19 protein-coding genes are annotated in these 16,865 nt (G+C 31.0%); 1 reads left to right on the top strand and 18 read right to left on the bottom strand.

Annotated features, from left to right (window positions below; translation table 11 throughout):
• Positions 1 to 9: 9 nt before the first annotated feature.
• The 12 genes from HNR33_RS03540 to surE all read right to left on the bottom strand — a co-directional run bounded on the left by HNR33_RS03540 (position 10) and on the right by surE (position 10,429).
• Entirely contained in the window at positions 10 to 1,974 is a 1,965-nt protein-coding gene (locus HNR33_RS03540) for a bifunctional 4-hydroxy-3-methylbut-2-enyl diphosphate reductase/30S ribosomal protein S1 (protein WP_429080081.1), read from the bottom strand.
• Positions 1,975 to 1,985: 11 nt separating this feature from the next.
• On the bottom strand, positions 1,986 to 2,576 hold the full coding sequence (locus tag HNR33_RS03535) for a lysophospholipid acyltransferase family protein (RefSeq protein ID WP_429080079.1): 591 nt from the start codon (positions 2,574 to 2,576) through the stop codon (positions 1,986 to 1,988).
• Positions 2,576 to 3,235 (bottom strand): (d)CMP kinase, encoded by a 660-nt coding sequence (gene cmk / locus HNR33_RS03530; protein ID WP_429080076.1) that lies wholly within the window; start codon positions 3,233 to 3,235, stop codon positions 2,576 to 2,578. The genes HNR33_RS03535 and cmk overlap by 1 nt, the downstream gene beginning before the upstream one ends.
• Positions 3,236 to 3,356: 121 nt before the next feature.
• Positions 3,357 to 3,809, bottom strand: a complete 453-nt coding sequence (locus tag HNR33_RS03525) for a hypothetical protein (protein ID WP_429080074.1) — start codon at positions 3,807 to 3,809, stop codon at positions 3,357 to 3,359.
• 127 nt (positions 3,810 to 3,936) lie between these two features.
• Positions 3,937 to 5,163, bottom strand: a complete 1,227-nt coding sequence (locus tag HNR33_RS03520) for a BaiN/RdsA family NAD(P)/FAD-dependent oxidoreductase (protein WP_429080072.1) — start codon at positions 5,161 to 5,163, stop codon at positions 3,937 to 3,939.
• 2 nt (positions 5,164 to 5,165) lie between these two features.
• Positions 5,166 to 5,777: a histidine phosphatase family protein gene (locus tag HNR33_RS03515; RefSeq protein ID WP_429080070.1), complete on the bottom strand. Its 612-nt coding sequence runs from the start codon at positions 5,775 to 5,777 to the stop codon at positions 5,166 to 5,168.
• A gap of 140 nt (positions 5,778 to 5,917) precedes the next feature.
• Entirely contained in the window at positions 5,918 to 6,805 is an 888-nt protein-coding gene (locus HNR33_RS03510) for a MurR/RpiR family transcriptional regulator (RefSeq protein ID WP_429080067.1), read from the bottom strand.
• A 4-nt stretch (positions 6,806 to 6,809) separates the two neighbouring features.
• A complete protein-coding gene (locus HNR33_RS03505; protein WP_429080065.1) occupies positions 6,810 to 7,352 on the bottom strand; it encodes a 2-oxoacid:acceptor oxidoreductase family protein in 543 nt (180 codons plus the stop codon).
• Position 7,353: 1 nt separating this feature from the next.
• Positions 7,354 to 8,175: a 2-oxoacid:ferredoxin oxidoreductase subunit beta gene (locus HNR33_RS03500; protein WP_429080063.1), complete on the bottom strand. Its 822-nt coding sequence runs from the start codon at positions 8,173 to 8,175 to the stop codon at positions 7,354 to 7,356.
• 1 nt (position 8,176) lies between these two features.
• A complete protein-coding gene (locus tag HNR33_RS03495; protein WP_429080060.1) occupies positions 8,177 to 9,316 on the bottom strand; it encodes a 2-oxoacid:acceptor oxidoreductase subunit alpha in 1,140 nt (379 codons plus the stop codon).
• On the bottom strand, positions 9,306 to 9,518 hold the full coding sequence (locus HNR33_RS03490; RefSeq protein ID WP_429080058.1) for a 4Fe-4S binding protein: 213 nt from the start codon (positions 9,516 to 9,518) through the stop codon (positions 9,306 to 9,308). The genes HNR33_RS03495 and HNR33_RS03490 overlap by 11 nt, the downstream gene beginning before the upstream one ends.
• 146 nt (positions 9,519 to 9,664) lie before the next feature.
• On the bottom strand, positions 9,665 to 10,429 hold the full coding sequence (gene surE / locus HNR33_RS03485; protein ID WP_429080056.1) for a 5'/3'-nucleotidase SurE: 765 nt from the start codon (positions 10,427 to 10,429) through the stop codon (positions 9,665 to 9,667).
• An 80-nt stretch (positions 10,430 to 10,509) separates the two neighbouring features.
• Here surE and HNR33_RS03480 point away from each other — a divergent pair, with 80 nt between their 5' ends.
• Positions 10,510 to 11,157 (top strand): hypothetical protein, encoded by a 648-nt coding sequence (locus HNR33_RS03480; RefSeq protein ID WP_429080054.1) that lies wholly within the window; start codon positions 10,510 to 10,512, stop codon positions 11,155 to 11,157.
• A 32-nt stretch (positions 11,158 to 11,189) separates the two neighbouring features.
• Here the strand turns inward: HNR33_RS03480 and HNR33_RS03475 are convergent, their stop codons facing one another.
• From HNR33_RS03475 to HNR33_RS03450, 6 genes are all read right to left on the bottom strand, one after another.
• Entirely contained in the window at positions 11,190 to 12,587 is a 1,398-nt protein-coding gene (locus HNR33_RS03475) for an oxaloacetate decarboxylase subunit alpha (protein ID WP_429080051.1), read from the bottom strand.
• A 29-nt stretch (positions 12,588 to 12,616) separates the two neighbouring features.
• Positions 12,617 to 13,228 carry a tRNA 5-(aminomethyl)-2-thiouridylate-methyltransferase MnmM gene (gene mnmM, locus HNR33_RS03470; protein ID WP_429080049.1) on the bottom strand — a complete coding sequence of 204 codons (612 nt, stop codon included), beginning with the start codon at positions 13,226 to 13,228 and terminating at the stop codon, positions 12,617 to 12,619.
• Positions 13,200 to 13,628, bottom strand: a complete 429-nt coding sequence (locus tag HNR33_RS03465; protein WP_429080047.1) for a GNAT family N-acetyltransferase — start codon at positions 13,626 to 13,628, stop codon at positions 13,200 to 13,202. Before HNR33_RS03465 ends, mnmM begins: the two co-directional genes overlap by 29 nt.
• Before the next feature lie 94 nt (positions 13,629 to 13,722).
• The gene (locus HNR33_RS03460) at positions 13,723 to 14,430 is read right to left on the bottom strand and encodes a pseudouridine synthase (protein WP_429080044.1); all 708 of its coding nucleotides are present in this window, start codon (positions 14,428 to 14,430) and stop codon (positions 13,723 to 13,725) included.
• 81 nt (positions 14,431 to 14,511) lie between these two features.
• Positions 14,512 to 15,792 carry an FAD-dependent oxidoreductase gene (locus HNR33_RS03455; protein WP_429080043.1) on the bottom strand — a complete coding sequence of 427 codons (1,281 nt, stop codon included), beginning with the start codon at positions 15,790 to 15,792 and terminating at the stop codon, positions 14,512 to 14,514.
• Entirely contained in the window at positions 15,785 to 16,753 is a 969-nt protein-coding gene (locus HNR33_RS03450; protein ID WP_429080041.1) for a sulfide/dihydroorotate dehydrogenase-like FAD/NAD-binding protein, read from the bottom strand. The genes HNR33_RS03455 and HNR33_RS03450 overlap by 8 nt, the downstream gene beginning before the upstream one ends.
• Positions 16,754 to 16,865: the final 112 nt, after the last annotated feature.

Here is a 16,865-nt window from a genome sequence, read left to right as displayed (position 1 = left end):
AACAATTCATTATTCTGTTTTATTAATAATTTCCCCAATTGTAATTTCTTCATTTGTATTATATTGTTCTAATTCTTCGTTGATTTTTTCATTTGCTTCTTTGATACTCAAGCTCATTCTTTGGTCCTCTTCTTTAATATCTAGTATTTTAACTTTTACCTTTTGACCAACACTTATTTTTTCTGAAACCTTAGCTATGTGTTCATCACATATTTGAGAAATATGAACAAGACCTTCAATGCCTGACTCTATTCTAACAAAAGCACCAAAGTCCACAAGCTTAGTTACAGTTCCTTCTACGATATCTCCTTGATTATACTTGCTGAGTATATTTTCCCATGGGTGCGGCATTCTTTGTTTTAGCCCTAAAGATACTTTACTCTTATTTCTATCAATATTTAAAACAACTACTTTAACAGTATCTCCTACCTTCACTACTTCTGAAGGATGTTTTACATGTGACCAAGATAAGTCAGATATGTGTATTAATCCATCTATTCCACCAAGATCAACAAATGCACCAAAATCAGTTAATCTTTTAACTTCACCTTCAACTTCTTTATTATTTTCTAAAGTATTCCATAAAGCAGTTCTTTTTGCTTCTAATTCTTCTTTTTCAACTTGTTTTCTTGATAGAATAATACGTTTTTTCTCTTTATCAAACTCTATAATTCTTACATCTATCATTTTACCTACAAATGTTTTAAGGTCTTCAACATATCTGTCAGCAATTTGAGAAGCTGGAATGAATCCTCTTAATCCATTAATTAATGCAATTGCTCCTCCTTTTACAACTTCGGTAACCTTTACCTTAACATCTTTCTTATTTTTATAAAGATCTTCTACTTCTTCCCAACCTTTTATATTATCCACTCTTCTTTTAGAGAGTACTACATTACCATCACCATCATCTAAGCTAACTATATACACTTCTATTTCATCACCTATTGAAATTAGTTCACTGGGCTTTATACTAGGGTCATTTGATAGTTCGTCTCTTTTTATGATACCATCTGACTTATACCCGATATTTACCATTATTTCATCGTCATTTAACGATATTACTTTTCCTTTTACAACTTCGCCTCTATGAAGCCTCACCATAGAATCCTCAATAGCTTTCATCATTTCATCCATATTGTCAATACTGTTCATCTTTTCAAATACCTCCTTAATTATCCATTTAGGTGTTGATGCTCCTGCAGTTATACCTATGGTTTCATATCTTTTTATTTCATCAATTAATAACTCGTCCACAGTTTCAATGTGGTAAGTATCTTTACAATATGCTTTGCTTATTTCTACAAGCTTTTGAGTATTTGAACTATGATACCCCCCAATTACAATCATAGCATCAACTTTTTTTGCTACTTCTTTGCACGATTCCTGTCTTAGCTGAGTTGCATTGCATATTGTGTTAAAAATTTCTACATTTTTATGCTCTTGAACTATCAGTTGAGATAATTCTTTAAATTTATCATTAGTTATTGTGGTCTGTGCTACAATACATATTTTATCACAATCTGGTATAACTTCAATATCTTCTTTAGTATTAACAATATACGCTTCATTGTTACACCAACCGTTAATACCTATAACTTCAGGGTGTTTTGCATCACCAATAATAACTATAGTATATTCTTTTTCATAACATTCGCTAACTTTTTTTTGAATTTTCCTTACAAATGGACATGTACAATCAACTATCTCTATTTCTTTATTTTGTGCCAATTCATATATGCCTAATGGCACTCCATGTGATCTGATTATAACTTTTCCTTTATCTATATTATCGATATCATCAATCACTTTCAATCCCATTTCTCCAAGTTTTTCTATTACTTGATTATTATGAATCAGAGGACCAAGTGAATATACATTTTTGTTATCACTTTCAAAAATATTAAGTGTCGAGTCTATTGCATTTTTCACTCCAAAACAAAAACCAGAATTATCAGCAACTATAACTCTCAAAACGTAACCTCCTATTTTTCTGTTCTTTTCAGATCATATATTTTATTCATTACTTTTTTACTTATTTCTGTATATTCTTCAATACTAAGCTTTTTATCAAAGTATTCTTCTAGACAAACAGCCTCACCTATAGTTACTTTTACTTCTCTAAAGACCTTATATTGAGTGTCTATATGAATGGGTATAATAGAGGCTTTTCCTTTAATACTCATCATAGCTATTCCAGGTTTAGCATTACTTATATCATGCTCTTTTATACGTGTACCTTCAGGGAAAATTCCAAGGGCTTGTTCATTTTTTAAAATCTTCAATGAGCTTCTTACTGCTAATAAGTCTGCTCCTTCTCTATCTACAGGAAAAGCTCCTAATTTTCTAATAACTGTTCCTAATAGTTTACTTCTAAACAATTCCTTTTTGGCCATAAAAAATACTTGCCTTGGAACTGCGATGGCTACAATAATAGGATCTAAAAGACTTACATGATTAGAACATATCACTATTCTACCTTTTGTAGGAATGTGTTCTTTTCCTTGTATTTTGATTCTAAACATTGCTCCAAAAACTATAGATACTAGACCTCTAGCAAAGTTATAGAATGTCATTAGTAACCTCCCTTCTTTACAATTTCAAGTATTTGGATTATTATTTCATTAATCGACTTACCTGTGGTATCTATTTCAATCGCATCTAAACTCTTTTTTAGAGGAGCAAAATCCCTTGTACTATCTATTCTATCTCTGTTTTCAATTTCCTCTATAATTTTATTCAATTCCACATCATAGCCTTTTTCTTTTAATTCTTTAAATCTTCGTATACCTCTTTCATTTACTGAAGCGGTAATATAAAATTTAAATTCAGCATTTGGTAGTACAAATGTACCGATATCTCTACCATCCATAACAACACTTTTATTATTAGCTATTTTCCTTTGGACATCAACAAGTATTTTTCTAACTTCTATCATTTTAGCTATTATAGATACTTTTGTACTCACTTCATTATTTCTTATTTCTTCATCAACATTAATTCCATCTAAAAAAATATGATTGTTACGAAAGTCAATTGAAGTATTTTTAAGAACTTCTGTTATCTTTTTTTCATCATACAGGTCAATACCAGTGTTTAATATTTTTAGTGTTAAAGCTCTATACATGGCACCTGTATCAATATAATCTATTCCTAGCTCTTTTGCTAATATCTTAGAAATAGTACTTTTCCCAGCTCCAGCCGGTCCATCAATAGCAATGGCATAGTTCTTCATATGTATCCTCCTCTAACAAAACATAACCACCTCTAACAAGGTGGCTTAAAAGCGTTTGGAAACCACAAAACAAAAAATAACTCTACAGTCTATTATATATTAATTTTTATTTCTACTCAAGCTAATTTAAAATTACAGTGCCTAATACGTCTAGACTACTATTGGTTATTACTTCGGTATTTAGTTTTGGGAATATGACATTTTTACTGATTCCAACGATTTTAATTTTTGTACTTTTCCCATACATAGAGCTATCAAGTCCTATAATATCATTATTATGTACTTTTAACTTAATTTCAGTATTTTCTTCGAATTTATATTTACTTTCTCCATTTATTAATACAGCTATGTCAGCAAACTCCACATTGTCTATTTTAAGTATAACATATCCAAATTCTTTACCCATATTAGATTCACTACCAATTTCTTGTTCTAATTGATTATAGTTTAAAAAAACTGGATCGGTATCTTTTCTAAAAAAGCCTTGAGATATTATCAAGCAGAAAACACATACTATACAAAACATAAGTATTATTGATTCAAGTTTGTTGAATAAAACTTTATATTTTTTCATGATATCCCCCTTTTAAAGATACTTTTATTAAAGTAAAGCTTCCTATTTAAATATGTTATGCATACAAACAAAAAAAATGTACATATGTACATTTTTTTAATACTAGTGTTTTTTATTATTTTAGTATCTAGCAATTAGAGCCTGCAAGAAATCCTGTAGAGTATGCTATTTGCAAATTATACCCTCCTGTAAGTGCATCCACATCAATTACTTCTCCCGCAAAATAAAGACCATTTACTAGTTTAGACTCCATAGTTGATGGATCTATTTCAATTGTAGAAACTCCACCCGATGTTATAATAGCTTCATTAAGTGGTCTAAATTTACTAAAAGAAAATTCAAAACCTTTTAGAAGCTTTACTAACGATTTTCTTTCTTCTCTAGTAATTTGATTAACGAATTTATCTTCTGGTATATTTGAAAGCTCTAAAATAATAGGTATTAGCTTTTTAGGTAATAACTCATTCAATGAATTTTTAAACTGTTTATTTAGTTTTTTATTAAAGTCACTCAAAATTCTACTTTCTAGTTTTTCTTCAGATAAAGCAGGCTTCAAATCAATTTTAAATTTTATATGTTTACCTAAATACTTGTTAATATAATTACTCATAGTCAAGACTATAGGTCCAGAAATACCATAGTGAGTGAAAAGCATTTCACCAAATTCCTCATGTACTACCTTATTATTTACATAAGCATATAAACTCACGTTTTTAAGGGATAAACCCTGTAAATTAGGAACCCAATCTTCCTTTATTTCGCAAGGGACAAGGGAAGGTTTCAAATCAATGATTTTATGATTGAAACTAGCTGCAAATTTATAACCATCACCAGTTGACCCAGTTTGCTGATATGATTTGCCTCCAGTGGCAATAATAACTTTATCAAAAATTTTTTCATCTCTATCATTAAATAATATTTTGAATTTATCATCTTCAGTTTTTAATATACTTTTTACTTCCTTGTTTAACACAATGTGAACGTTATTGTCAACAAGATAATTTTCTATAGCCTTTATAACATCACTTGATTTATCTGTTACGGGAAAAACCCTATTACCTCTTTCAATCTTAGTTTTTACTCCATATTTATTAAGCAATGCAATAATATCTTCGTTAGTATAAGTATAAAATGCGCTATATAAAAAACTGCTGTTCACAACAACATTTTCTATTAAATCTTGTATGTCACAAGCATTTGTTATGTTACACCGTCCTTTTCCTGTAATAAAAAGCTTTTTTCCGAGCTTATCATTCTTCTCGTATAAAAAAACGTCATTACCTCTAGAGGCTGCAGTACCTGCGGCTATCATGCCAGCTGGTCCTCCTCCAATTACTGCTATCTGTTGATTCAATTTTATACCTCCTTAAGGTGACTAGTGTCATTTAAAACTCCAATTACAGGAGAATAATCCCTATACTCAATTATAGTCAACCCAACATTTCCTATCGATATTTTATTATAGCTTGATAAGTCGATATCTAATATACCCAAAATTAAAGCTTTTATTGCAGAACCGTGGGAAACAATAAGTATATTTTTATCTTTATTCTCTTTCATGAGTTTATTTACGCCTTTTAGCATTCTTTCTTGAACATCTATTAGTCTTTCAGCTTCAGGTAATTGTAGTTTATGAGGTTCAGTCATCCATATCATATGTTCATTTTTATAATTCTCTTTAATTTCACTGGAAGTTAATCCTTCCCATACTCCAAACTTTATTTCTCTTAATTCTTGTAACTTCTTTACATCCAGTTTTAATTTATCTGCAATAATTTTAGCAGTATCATAAGCTCTATCTAAATCACTAGAATATATCTCATCTATTTTTTCTTTGCTTAGTCTTTCAGCGGCTTTTGTTGCTTGTTCTATTCCTTTTTTAGTTAGGTTTACATTATTTTGACCTTGAACCTTACTTAATATATTCCACTCTGATTCACCATGTCTTATTAAGTATAATTTATTCATATTTTCCTCCTTGTACTTCTTTATCTTTGATAAAATTATTATACACTATTTAGCTAATTATTTATAATGTTTTAATTATCAATTATGATAAGATTAATTATGATATATCGGAAATAATAAAAGCTGGATTTCCAGCTTTATTATTTATTGTTTGAAGTTGTTTTGTCTTTGCCATCATAAACATTATATTCTTCCCAAAGGTTCTCAAGCTCTTCAAAGTATTCAGTAACTTCACTTTTTTCCCTCATACCAATAGCAATAATCAATGCATTAAGCAGACTCATTGGTGCCACAAGAGAATCAACAAAAGAAACCATGTTACTTGTTGCGATCAGAGTAAAGTCAGCAATACTTGCTATTGGAGAAATCAAACTATCAGTAATTCCAACAATTTTACAGTTCTGCTCTTTAACATATCTTAACGCATCTAAAGTCTTCCTAGAATATCTAGGATAACTTATTCCTATTACAATATCATCTTCACTTACTCTCAAAAGCTGTTCAAATATATCACTTATACCAAATGTAACAACTTTTACATCATCTAGTAATAGTCCCAAATAGAATCCCAAATATCCTGCTAAAGCAGTAGAACTTCGCAGTCCCAATATGTATACTCTTCTTGCATTAAGTATGCAATCAACAACTTTTTGAAATGTTTCAGTATTTATTTCATCCATAGTGGTCCGTATATTTTCCATATCAGTTTTTAATACTTTCTTAAGGCCAATTTCTTTGTTTGAATAGTCATCAGACATACTAAGCCTTTGAACTGTTGTAAGTTTGTTTTTAATCAACTCCTGCAATGCTTTTTGCAAGCTAGGATATCCAGAAAAACCTAAAGCAATTGCGAATCTTACTACTGTAGATTCACTAACATTTACAACCTCACCAAGCTTAGCTGCTGTCATAAATGCAGCCTTGTCGTAATGAGACATAATAAACTCAGCAATTAGCTTTTGTCCCTTGCTAAGTTTATTGAAATTGACTTGTATTAACTTCATTAAATCTTTTTTCTTGTCTTCCATAGCATCAACCCTTATATTTTTCTATTAATTTAAATCCTTTTTCTAATGCTTTTCTATTTAGTTCCTCAGTTCCTCTAGGTACTCTGCTTAATACCGCTTCTGTCAAAGATTCGTCAGAAACTATGTTTGCTATTCTATTTATAGCACCAAGTGCAACAATATTAGCAACCATTGGCTTATGAAGCTCTTCTGATGCAGTATTAAGTATTGGTATTGAGACAACTTTCATATCAGATCTATTAGGTAATTGCACACTACTATCTATTATGAGCATTCCATCTTTCTTCAATGTATCAATGTATTTATCACATGCTACTTGAGTAAGAGCTAATAGCATATCACAATCTCTTACCTTTGGGTAGTTTATTTCTTCATTACTTATAATAACTTCAGCTTTACTTGCCCCACCTCTTGCTTCAGGTCCATATGATTGCGATTGAACAGCATTTTTGCCATCATCTAAAGCAGCCTCGGCTAAGATAATACCTGCTAAAATAAGTCCTTGACCACCTGAACCACTTAACCTTATTTCATGTTGATTAGACATATTATCTCTCCTTTTGAAAACTATCAATTATTTTTTGATACTCTTCAGTATATTCAGGCTCAACAGCTTTATAAAATTCACCTATTATCAATTTTCCACTTAAATGTTCTTTCGTCATTTTTTCAGCTGCTTTCAAGTTAACCGTGTTGTCCTTAATATGTTTCATCATATCAACCGCATCACCTTTTTTATTTTTTCTACCATAATAAGTAGGGCAGATACTTACTGCCTCAATAAGCGAAAAGCCATTATTCTTTATTCCTTCTTCCACTTGGCTTATTATCATATTTGCATGATAAGCAGTAGATCTTGCAACATAAGTTGCTCCTGCAGCTTTAGCCAATTCGCAAATATTAAAGTTTTTATCAATATTCCCATATGGAGCGGTTGTGCCTTTATCTCCAGTAGGTGTAGTAGGTGAATACTGTCCTCCTGTCATACCGTAAATGTTATTATTAAATACTATAGTAGTAATATCAATATTTCTTCTTGCAGAGTGAATAAGATGGTTACCACCTATTGCAGTGCTATCTCCATCACCTGTTATAACAATAACTTCCATTTTGGGATTAGCCATTTTAATTCCTGTTGCATAAGACAAAGCTCTACCATGAGTGGTATGTAAAGTATTGAAATCCATATATCCAGAAGCTCTTGAAGAACAACCTATACCGGATACAATACATACATTATCTTTATCTAATCCTAAATTGTCTATAGCTTTAACTACAGCTCTCATTACAATACCATTGCTACATCCAGGACACCAAATATGTGGTAGTTTATCCGTTCTAAAATAGCTTTCAATTAATTGACTAGGCATTTTAGTATACCTCCTTAACTTTCGCCAATATTTCATCAGGTGTAATCAGCTCACCATTTACTTTGCAACACTTATATATATCAGTATATTTATTTGCAACTCTATCTACTTCAAGCACATACTGACCTAAATTCATCTCTGCTACAATAATTTTCTTAACTTTCTTTGAAAGCTCAACTATCTGTTTATCTAAAAAAGGCCATATAGTCATAGGCTTAAACATCCCGACCTTTAAACCTTCTTCTCTTGCAATATTAACTGCACATTTTGCCGATCTTGCTGTTCCTCCAAAGGCAATGATTGCTACATCTGCATCATCAAGCTTATATTCTTCATATAAAGATATATCATCTTTATTATCTTCTATCTTGCTAATAAGTCTATTAATTAGTTCTTCCGCAATATCAGATTTATTACTAGGGAATCCTGTTTCATCATGAACTAATCCAGTTACATGAAATTTGAATCCCTCTCCATAAGCAGCCATTTTAGGAACTATCTCACCATCATCTATTTTAAAAGGTTTATAATCAGTATCATCTTTATTTGGCTTTATTCTGTCAAATATTTCGATTTCACTAATATCAGGTATTTCAATTTTTTCTCTCATATGACCAATAACTTCATCCATAAGTAAAATAACTGGAACTCTATATTTTTCTGCATAATTAAAAGCTTTTACAGTTAAGTCAAAAGTCTCTCTTACAGATGAAGGTGTTAATGCAATAATCGGATGATCCCCATGAGTTCCCCATCTCGCCTGCATTATATCTCCTTGAGCAGGAGATGTCGGTAATCCTGTGCTTGGACCTCCTCTTTGAACATTTACAATAACACAAGGTATTTCTGCTATTGACGCATATCCTAAATTCTCTTGTTTTAAAGAAAAACCTGGACCACTTGTTGCTGTCATTGACTTCAATCCTGCTAAAGAAGCTCCAATAATTGCTCCCATACTAGCAATTTCATCTTCCATCTGAATAAATTTTCCACCAATTTTAGGTAATCTTGCTGCGGATATTTCAGCAATTTCTGTTGAAGGTGTAATTGGATATCCAGCATAAAATTTCATACCAGCAGCTAAGGCTCCCTCAACGCAAGCCTCGTTACCTTGCATTAACTTATACTTTTTACTGTCCATCTTCTTTACCCCCTAAATATATTGCATAGTCAGGACATCTAAGTTCACATTGCCCACACTTGATACATGAATCAATATCTCTTATTTTAACCTTTCCATCTTTTAGTTCTAATACTTTCTTTGGACAAAATTCAACACATATACCACAGCCTTTACACCATTCAACATTTAAAGTAAGCTTTTTATCACTTATAGTGGTCACTTTAAAGTCCCCCTTAAATAATTGTTAAAATATTCTTTAAGTAAATCATAACAGAATATAATATAATTTGCAATTTTTATTTCATTTTTTTAAAAATTTCATATATTTTTGCAGGATTCATTTCATCATCGTAACAATTTTTATTGTTATATACTAAAATCAGCTTTATTTAATTCTTCAAGAATTCGATAGTCAGTTAAATCATAATGTAATGGTGTTATTGATATAAAGCCATTTTCAATTGCCTTAACATCACTTTGATCATTATTCTGTATTTCAATAAGGTTTCCTGCAAGCCAATAATAATTTTTACCTAGTGGATCCTCTCTTTTTATAAAAGTATTGCTGTATTTTCTTATACCTAATTCAGTTAATCGAATTCCCTTAATAGATTCTTCAGAAATTGATGGAACATTAATATTTAATATAAGATTCTTATCCTTACAATGTTTGATAGTTAGCTTTACAAGCTCACTAGAATATTTAACTGCTGCGTCATAATTAATCTCTCCCTTCCTTCCTGCTACTGATAATGCAATCGACGGTATCCCATGAATCGCTCCCTCGATAGCAGCAGAAACCGTGCCTGAATATATAACATCAGTTCCTAGGTTAGGTCCATTATTTATTCCTGATACTATAATATCTGGTTTATCAGAAAGAATTGATTCAATTCCTATTTTTATACAGTCACTTGGCGTACCACTAATACTCCAAGCAAATACACCATCAGAATATGTGTCAATTTTTTCTACTCTTAAGGGCTGATGCATAGTGATTGCATGACCTGTAGCGCTTCTCTCTCTGTCAGGTGCTATAACAGTTATATTTCCTAATATCTTTAGCTTTTCAGCTAATCTTCTTATTCCAATTGCATTAATACCATCATCATTTGTTATTAATATATTCATTAATACCTCTCCTTTAATATAAAATTTAAAAACTGTATATAATAATATTATTCTTCATAAATAAAGATATTAGTATAGGAGTGTTTTCATTGATACAACTAGACGATGCAGGTAGTGGTAGTTTAATTGGAGGTACATGTATTGGCGCTATAAGAGTAGAAACTAATGAATATTATTATGATTTCATACCAATAAGCTATTATTGTGGTGATTCATTTAATAATAAACTTTATCTCGATTACGTTATTGATATAACTAGTAGATTATTCAAAAAGCTTAATGTTAATAAAAATGAGCAAATAAAAGTCTGTAGAGGGTACATGTTTGATAGACTTAGAAAATGGCTTTCAGCAGAAGACTACTACTATGAAAACACAAAAATAGTGGAACCTCTACAGTCTAAAATAGAACAGACATTTGAAGATTATTGCGTTTCATTAGGTCTTTTTGAAGAATTTATAAAATATAATAAATATCCTTTTCATTTTCATAGAATTTTAAAATGGGTGTATGCAGACTATGATAATCGTATAAAGCTATGTAAAACTGGTTGGAAAAGCTGGCAAAAATACGGTAACCTTAATACTGAAATTTCATTACAAAAGATTCATAAATCAAATTATTTTTGTTTGAAATGTGGCTATCCAATAGATAGCGATTCAGTAGTAAAAACAATTTCATATTTCAGCAATAAACCAACTGTTATCTATCTTCACAAAGATTGTTAGTACTAAAAAAATAGCTCCTAAAAGGAGCTACTTTATACTGGATACGTTTTAGCCTCAATATCTAGAAGTGAATTGTCAATTTTATATTTTTCAGCCTGTCTATATTGAAAATACTTAATTGCCACTTGAGGGAACAAAGCATATGATAAGACATCTTCATCTTGTTCAATATACTCTTTTATTTCATTTTTTAAAATGTCAAGTTGAGGTTCTAATAAATCAGCTGGTCTTCCAGTGTAAACCTCTTCATCTCCAATAATAATTTTTTTAATATCATCTGATATTGGAACAGTAGACCTGCCATATAGTCCTTTGACATAATTCTTAATTTCAGATGGAACCATCTTATACCTTTCATCTAGTATAACATTAAATACCGCCTGTGTACCTACCATTTGGCTCATTGGAGTAACTAAAGGTGGATAACCTAAATCTTTACGGACCTTTGGCACTTCTTCAAGAACCTTCTCAAATTTGTCTAAAGATCCTTGTTTTTCAAGTTGTGATACAAGATTTGATAGCATTCCACCAGGGACTTGGTATATAAGAGTTTTGCTGTCTACAGCTAGTACCTTTTGATTTAATAATCCTTCTTTAATGTATTTCTCTCTAATAGGCTTAAAATATTCAGCTATCTCTGCTAAAGTGTTTAAATCTAATTCAGAGTCATATGAAGAGTTTTTAAGCGATGCAACCATTGACTCTGTAGCGGGCTGGCTAGTTCCCATGCCAAAAGGAGATAACGCTGTATCGATTACATCTACTCCAGCCTCTATGGCCTTCATATATGTCTGATTTGCAATTCCACTTGTAAAATGTGAATGTAACTGTAAAGGAACTCTAATCTCTTTCTTAAGCTTATTAATAAGTTCATAAGCATCATACGGTAATAAGATACCTGACATATCTTTAATGCATATGGAGTCAGCTCCCATTTCTTGCATCTCTTTTGCTAATTTTACATAGTAATCATTGTTATGTACAGGGCTTGTAGTATAAGAAATAGCTGTCTGAGCATGTCCTCCTGCTTTTTTTGTCGCTTCAATAGATTTTCTAAGATTTCTAACATCATTTAGTGCATCAAATATTCTAATTATGTCTATTCCATTATATATAGCTTTTTTAACAAATTCTTCAACTACATCATCAGGGTAATTTTTATATCCTAATAAGTTCTGCCCACGTAAAAGCATTTGAAGTTTTGTATTTTTTATTGCTTTTCTTAGCTTTCTTAATCTTTCCCAAGGATCTTCATTCAAAAACCTTAAGGACGCATCAAACGTTGCTCCTCCCCATACCTCTAAGGAGTAAAAACCTGCTTGATCAAGCTTTTCCGCAATAGGTAACATTTCTTCAGTTTTCATTCTTGTTGCAATTAATGATTGATGAGCATCACGTAGAATAGTTTCGGTTATTCTTACTTTAGTCATTTTAGTACCCCCTATTTATATTTAAAAAGCTATTTTTTCTCTATTCCATAAAGTATCGGTGGATCATTTATTTGGTTCATAAATTCAAATTTTAAAACAGCAAATTCTTTTTGATTTAGCTTTGATATAAAAGAATCAATATCTTTTTTTTCTTTCTTACCCTCTTTATGCCCAGGATATGCAGTAATTAGAATAATACCATTCTTTTTCAGGACATCTAGACTTTTAGATAAAGCTATAATTGTTGTATCTGATTTAGTTACGATATTATGATCACCTTTGGGTAGATATCCTAAATTAAAAACAATAAAATCTATTTTTTCATGTATGTAGGTATCAATTTTTTCATGTCCATCGTTTATTAATACTACTCTATTATCAAGTTGAATGTCTGTAAGCCTGTTTATAGTGTTATCCATAGCTGTCTTTTGAACGTCAAATCCATAGACCTTGCCTTTATCACCAACTAACTCAGCTATAAAAACGGTGTCATTGCCATTTCCAACAGTAGCATCAATAGCTATATTGCCTTTACTAATTTTACATGACATAATATGCCTTGCAATAGTTGTTGCATTGGTGAAAAATTTAAACAATTGTCTCAACTCCTTTTCAACTGCATCCTTTACTAAAGAATTCATCAACTATACATACCAAGTGGCAACTATTTTGAATATCACTATTTAACTCACTAGCACTAACTTGTTTTAAATTACGTACAAAGCCTTTTCTCAATAAATACGAATCAGTTTTGTCATGATAAACTTTTTTAATACCATTTAAATAGCAGTAGTTAAGAGCAGCTCGTAAAAGTCCATCACCAAAATTTTCACCAGTTTTATTATGTTCTATGACTAGGTATTCAAGCACTCCTATATCATTGTATAAAGATATCCTACATCCACCAATAATTGTATCATCTTCTTCTAAAACATATATTATACTATTTTTATCATTATAATCTTTTATATTGTAATAGCTTAATATATCTTCTAATCTCTCTTTTTCGCCACTTATTTTAATCTTTCTACCAATAATCATATTATCCTCCTGTAAAATGCATTTACTATTAAATTGTTAATAATTTTAAATAATTGCGTCAAAAAAGTAAAATCATTATGGAAACCCATAATGATTACATTCTTTTCAAATACTTTATCTCTTCATCATCAAGAAATCTCCAGCATCCTTTTCTAAGATTCCCTATTTCCAGTTCACCAATCCCTATTCTCTTTAAGCTTAATACAGGGTATCCAATTTTCTCACACATTTTTCTAATTTGCCTATTTTTTCCTTCATGAATCTGTATCTCAACAGTTGTTTTCTTTTCCCAGCAGTTCATTACTCTAATTAATGCAGGTGCTGTAACATATCCTTCAATATCTAGACCAACTCTAAATAGATCTAGGTCTTCTTCAGTAGGGTTTCCTTTAACTACTGCTATATATTTCTTATTTATTTCATGCTTCGGATGAGTTAACTTATATGCTAAATCTCCATCATTAGTTAAAAGTAATAACCCTGAAGTATCGTAATCAAGTCTACCTATTGGATATACACGTTCATTTATTTCTTTGACTAAGTCTAAGACTTTGTTTCTATCAAATTGGTCTGAAACTGTTGTTACATATCCCTCCGGTTTATTAAGTGCTATATAAATTTTCTTCTTTTCCATTTGTATAATTTTATTATCAACTTTAACGACATCCTTAGTTGGATTAATCTTAAACCCTAACTCAGTAACCATAATATCGTTTACTTTGACTCTACCCTGAGTAATTATTTCTTCTGATTTCCTTCTTGAGGCAACACCACATTGAGCCATGTACTTTTGAATTCTCATATTATACCTTCTTTCATTTGTTCATTATGTTATAGCAATATCATTATATAACTTTATCTTAAATAATGTAAATTATATTTGCTAAATTATCTTTTCATTATAAATGTCTAGTAAATCCATCCTCTGGATTTTTCTTTTTACTTCATCTGGTGATATTATATAAAGTCCCATTTTTTTCATTCTATCAAAAAATTCTGACCCAGCAAAAGTGTATCTTTTCTTTAATCCATCCTTTGTTTTTATTTGTTCATTAGCATAAGCTATAATATCTCCTATAGCTAAATTTCTTGGAAGCTCTAATAATGGCATTCCTAAGTTTAATCTAACACTATTATGGCCTGCCAACGTTCCAGTAGATATTGCTTCTGTGTGTCCAACGAATAGTCCCGACTTTTCTCCTGCACATAGTAAGTTATCAACACCAATTACCTTCATAGCATTATTTCTTGGAGCTATGGATAAATATCTAATTGAATTTCCTTTTCCACCTGAGTATGGATCCTCATACCTTGCGTATTCTAACCCTTTTATTTTTCTCAATTTTTCTAGTGGATAGAAAGGTGTCATAAGTTTAGCATGACCAGTATCTAATAGAATTATGTTTTCAGCAAATTCTTTTAATGCATATTGCTGACATACCTTCAGATTGAGCTTTTCTAATTTTATATCTTCTTCTGGTACTGGTAATACTACTACGCCATCTCTATTAAGTGTATCTCTTACCTCTACGCTAAGAGAGTCTTTGTTCAATTTACATGAACCACTAAATGCTCCGTATGATTCATCTCCCCTTTGTCCTAATATATCTTCAACTCCAGCATGCTGGCTTATACTTACTCTAGGTCCAAAAGAAGGACATCTTAATATACACATTGAGCATCCATTTCCGTATTTTAGACAATTACCCATAGGTCCAGTAGAACCAGTTGTTTCAATAAAAACATCACCATATATTATGCTTTCGTCTGATAAAACTACTCCTTTTATTTTATTATTTTCTTTAACTACATCAATAGCACGCGCTTGTAATAGGATATTAATTTCCTTTTCAAATAATAATCGTCTAACCATAGGTTCAACTTTAGTCACATCATATAATGTAGCATGCTTATGTCCAGGAAATTCAATGTTACTATGTCTCGCAGCAGCATCAGTTATCTGAAAAAGTTCCCCCGCACCTAAATATATATTTTCTTCAGCAGCAGTAAATCTTCCATTGTTTCTCATTATTCCTCCGACATTACCTAACCCAATCAACATATCAGTTTTTTCAATTAGCGTTACATTTGCACCAGCTTTTTTTGCAGATAAGGCAGCTGCGCATCCTGCCCAACCTCCTCCTATAACCACTACATTAGTCAACTAAGACCCTCCTCTCAATAACTTTTTTTGCATCTAACTGAGTCTTACATGATTTAGCTTTAATACCATCTTGGAGTCGTATAGTACAGCCTCCACAGATTCCTTCTCCACAACATATCTCGTTGTTGTTTGTTACTACAAGATACGGATTAATTCCAATTTCATCAATCATTTCTATCATTAATTTATGAAGAATATCAGATCCTCCACTATACACAAGACCAATATCTTTATTTTTAAGAATATTCCTTATTAAATATCTCCCATTTTCACTCATTACATCTTCCTCAACTATATTTATATCAAAGTCTTTAATTATGTCCTTGATGAAAATTCTTTCTGTGTTACCCTTGTCTATTACGAGTGTAACTTTATTACTATTTTTAATTAGTTTTTTCATTACTAACACAGAAGGAGCCTGTGCAATTCCTTTAACAACAATAAGACAATTATCATCTTTAACTCTTTTTAAGTTCTTAAGCCCATATACTGCATTCCAGTAAGGCCCTCTAACTAATAATTCTTTGTCAATTTGGTTCAATCTTTTTGTCTTAGTTCCTAATGTCTGATATGCTATATAAATATATCCATTTAAATCATCAGCATCCATTATTGACATTGGAACATCAAAGTATTGAGGAAGATCAATATTTCGTAAAAAAACATACGCTCCTGGTTCTTTTAGTAATCTCGCAAGTGTCTTAGTTACTTTTAGCTTAATTATTGTACAGTTATTTCCAACCTCCCTCTTTTCTTCTAAACTACATTTAAAAGATTCTCTTTGATTTCTGCTCTTATTCCCATTCATTACATATTCTTGATATATGCATATACCTCTCCAATTGCAATCACAGAAATCTTTTCCTTGCAAATGAGAGCAAGTTATACAGTCATTTGTATCAGCCAGATAACATGGACAATACTCACTACCTGCATCAATGCACTCTAGTCTGCGCTGCATACGACCGTCCCCTTTCTAAAAATATACCTATAATATTAGAATATTGATAAGTTCATTTTTTTGTTACAAAAAAAAGAAGCATTATTTTTATTATGCTTCATATAGAAATTTA

This window comes from Brassicibacter mesophilus (assembly GCF_050433385.1).
Classification (GTDB): domain Bacteria; phylum Bacillota; class Clostridia; order Tissierellales; family Proteiniboraceae; genus Brassicibacter; species Brassicibacter mesophilus.
The sequence above is the reverse complement of the archived record's forward strand: the minus strand, read 5'-3'. Positions and strand labels throughout refer to the sequence as shown.

What these genes read in the sequence shown, in the direction of transcription:
- HNR33_RS03510 (WP_429080067.1), bottom strand. Translation starts at nt 6,805, where the DNA reads ATGGAAGACAAGAAAAAAGATTTAATGAAGTTAATACAAGTCAATTTC.
- HNR33_RS03535 (WP_429080079.1), bottom strand. Translation starts at nt 2,576, where the DNA reads ATGACATTCTATAACTTTGCTAGAGGTCTAGTATCTATAGTTTTTGGA.
- HNR33_RS03475 (WP_429080051.1), bottom strand. Translation starts at nt 12,587, where the DNA reads ATGACTAAAGTAAGAATAACCGAAACTATTCTACGTGATGCTCATCAA.
- HNR33_RS03495 (WP_429080060.1), bottom strand. Translation starts at nt 9,316, where the DNA reads ATGGACAGTAAAAAGTATAAGTTAATGCAAGGTAACGAGGCTTGCGTT.
- HNR33_RS03505 (WP_429080065.1), bottom strand. Translation starts at nt 7,352, where the DNA reads ATGTCTAATCAACATGAAATAAGGTTAAGTGGTTCAGGTGGTCAAGGA.
- HNR33_RS03515 (WP_429080070.1), bottom strand. Translation starts at nt 5,777, where the DNA reads ATGAATAAATTATACTTAATAAGACATGGTGAATCAGAGTGGAATATA.
- HNR33_RS03500 (WP_429080063.1), bottom strand. Translation starts at nt 8,175, where the DNA reads ATGCCTAGTCAATTAATTGAAAGCTATTTTAGAACGGATAAACTACCA.
- HNR33_RS03525 (WP_429080074.1), bottom strand. Translation starts at nt 3,809, where the DNA reads ATGAAAAAATATAAAGTTTTATTCAACAAACTTGAATCAATAATACTT.
- surE (WP_429080056.1), bottom strand. Translation starts at nt 10,429, where the DNA reads ATGAATATATTAATAACAAATGATGATGGTATTAATGCAATTGGAATA.
- mnmM (WP_429080049.1), bottom strand. Translation starts at nt 13,228, where the DNA reads ATGAATTCTTTAGTAAAGGATGCAGTTGAAAAGGAGTTGAGACAATTG.
- HNR33_RS03450 (WP_429080041.1), bottom strand. Translation starts at nt 16,753, where the DNA reads ATGCAGCGCAGACTAGAGTGCATTGATGCAGGTAGTGAGTATTGTCCA.
- HNR33_RS03465 (WP_429080047.1), bottom strand. Translation starts at nt 13,628, where the DNA reads ATGATTATTGGTAGAAAGATTAAAATAAGTGGCGAAAAAGAGAGATTA.
- cmk (WP_429080076.1), bottom strand. Translation starts at nt 3,235, where the DNA reads ATGAAGAACTATGCCATTGCTATTGATGGACCGGCTGGAGCTGGGAAA.
- HNR33_RS03460 (WP_429080044.1), bottom strand. Translation starts at nt 14,430, where the DNA reads ATGAGAATTCAAAAGTACATGGCTCAATGTGGTGTTGCCTCAAGAAGG.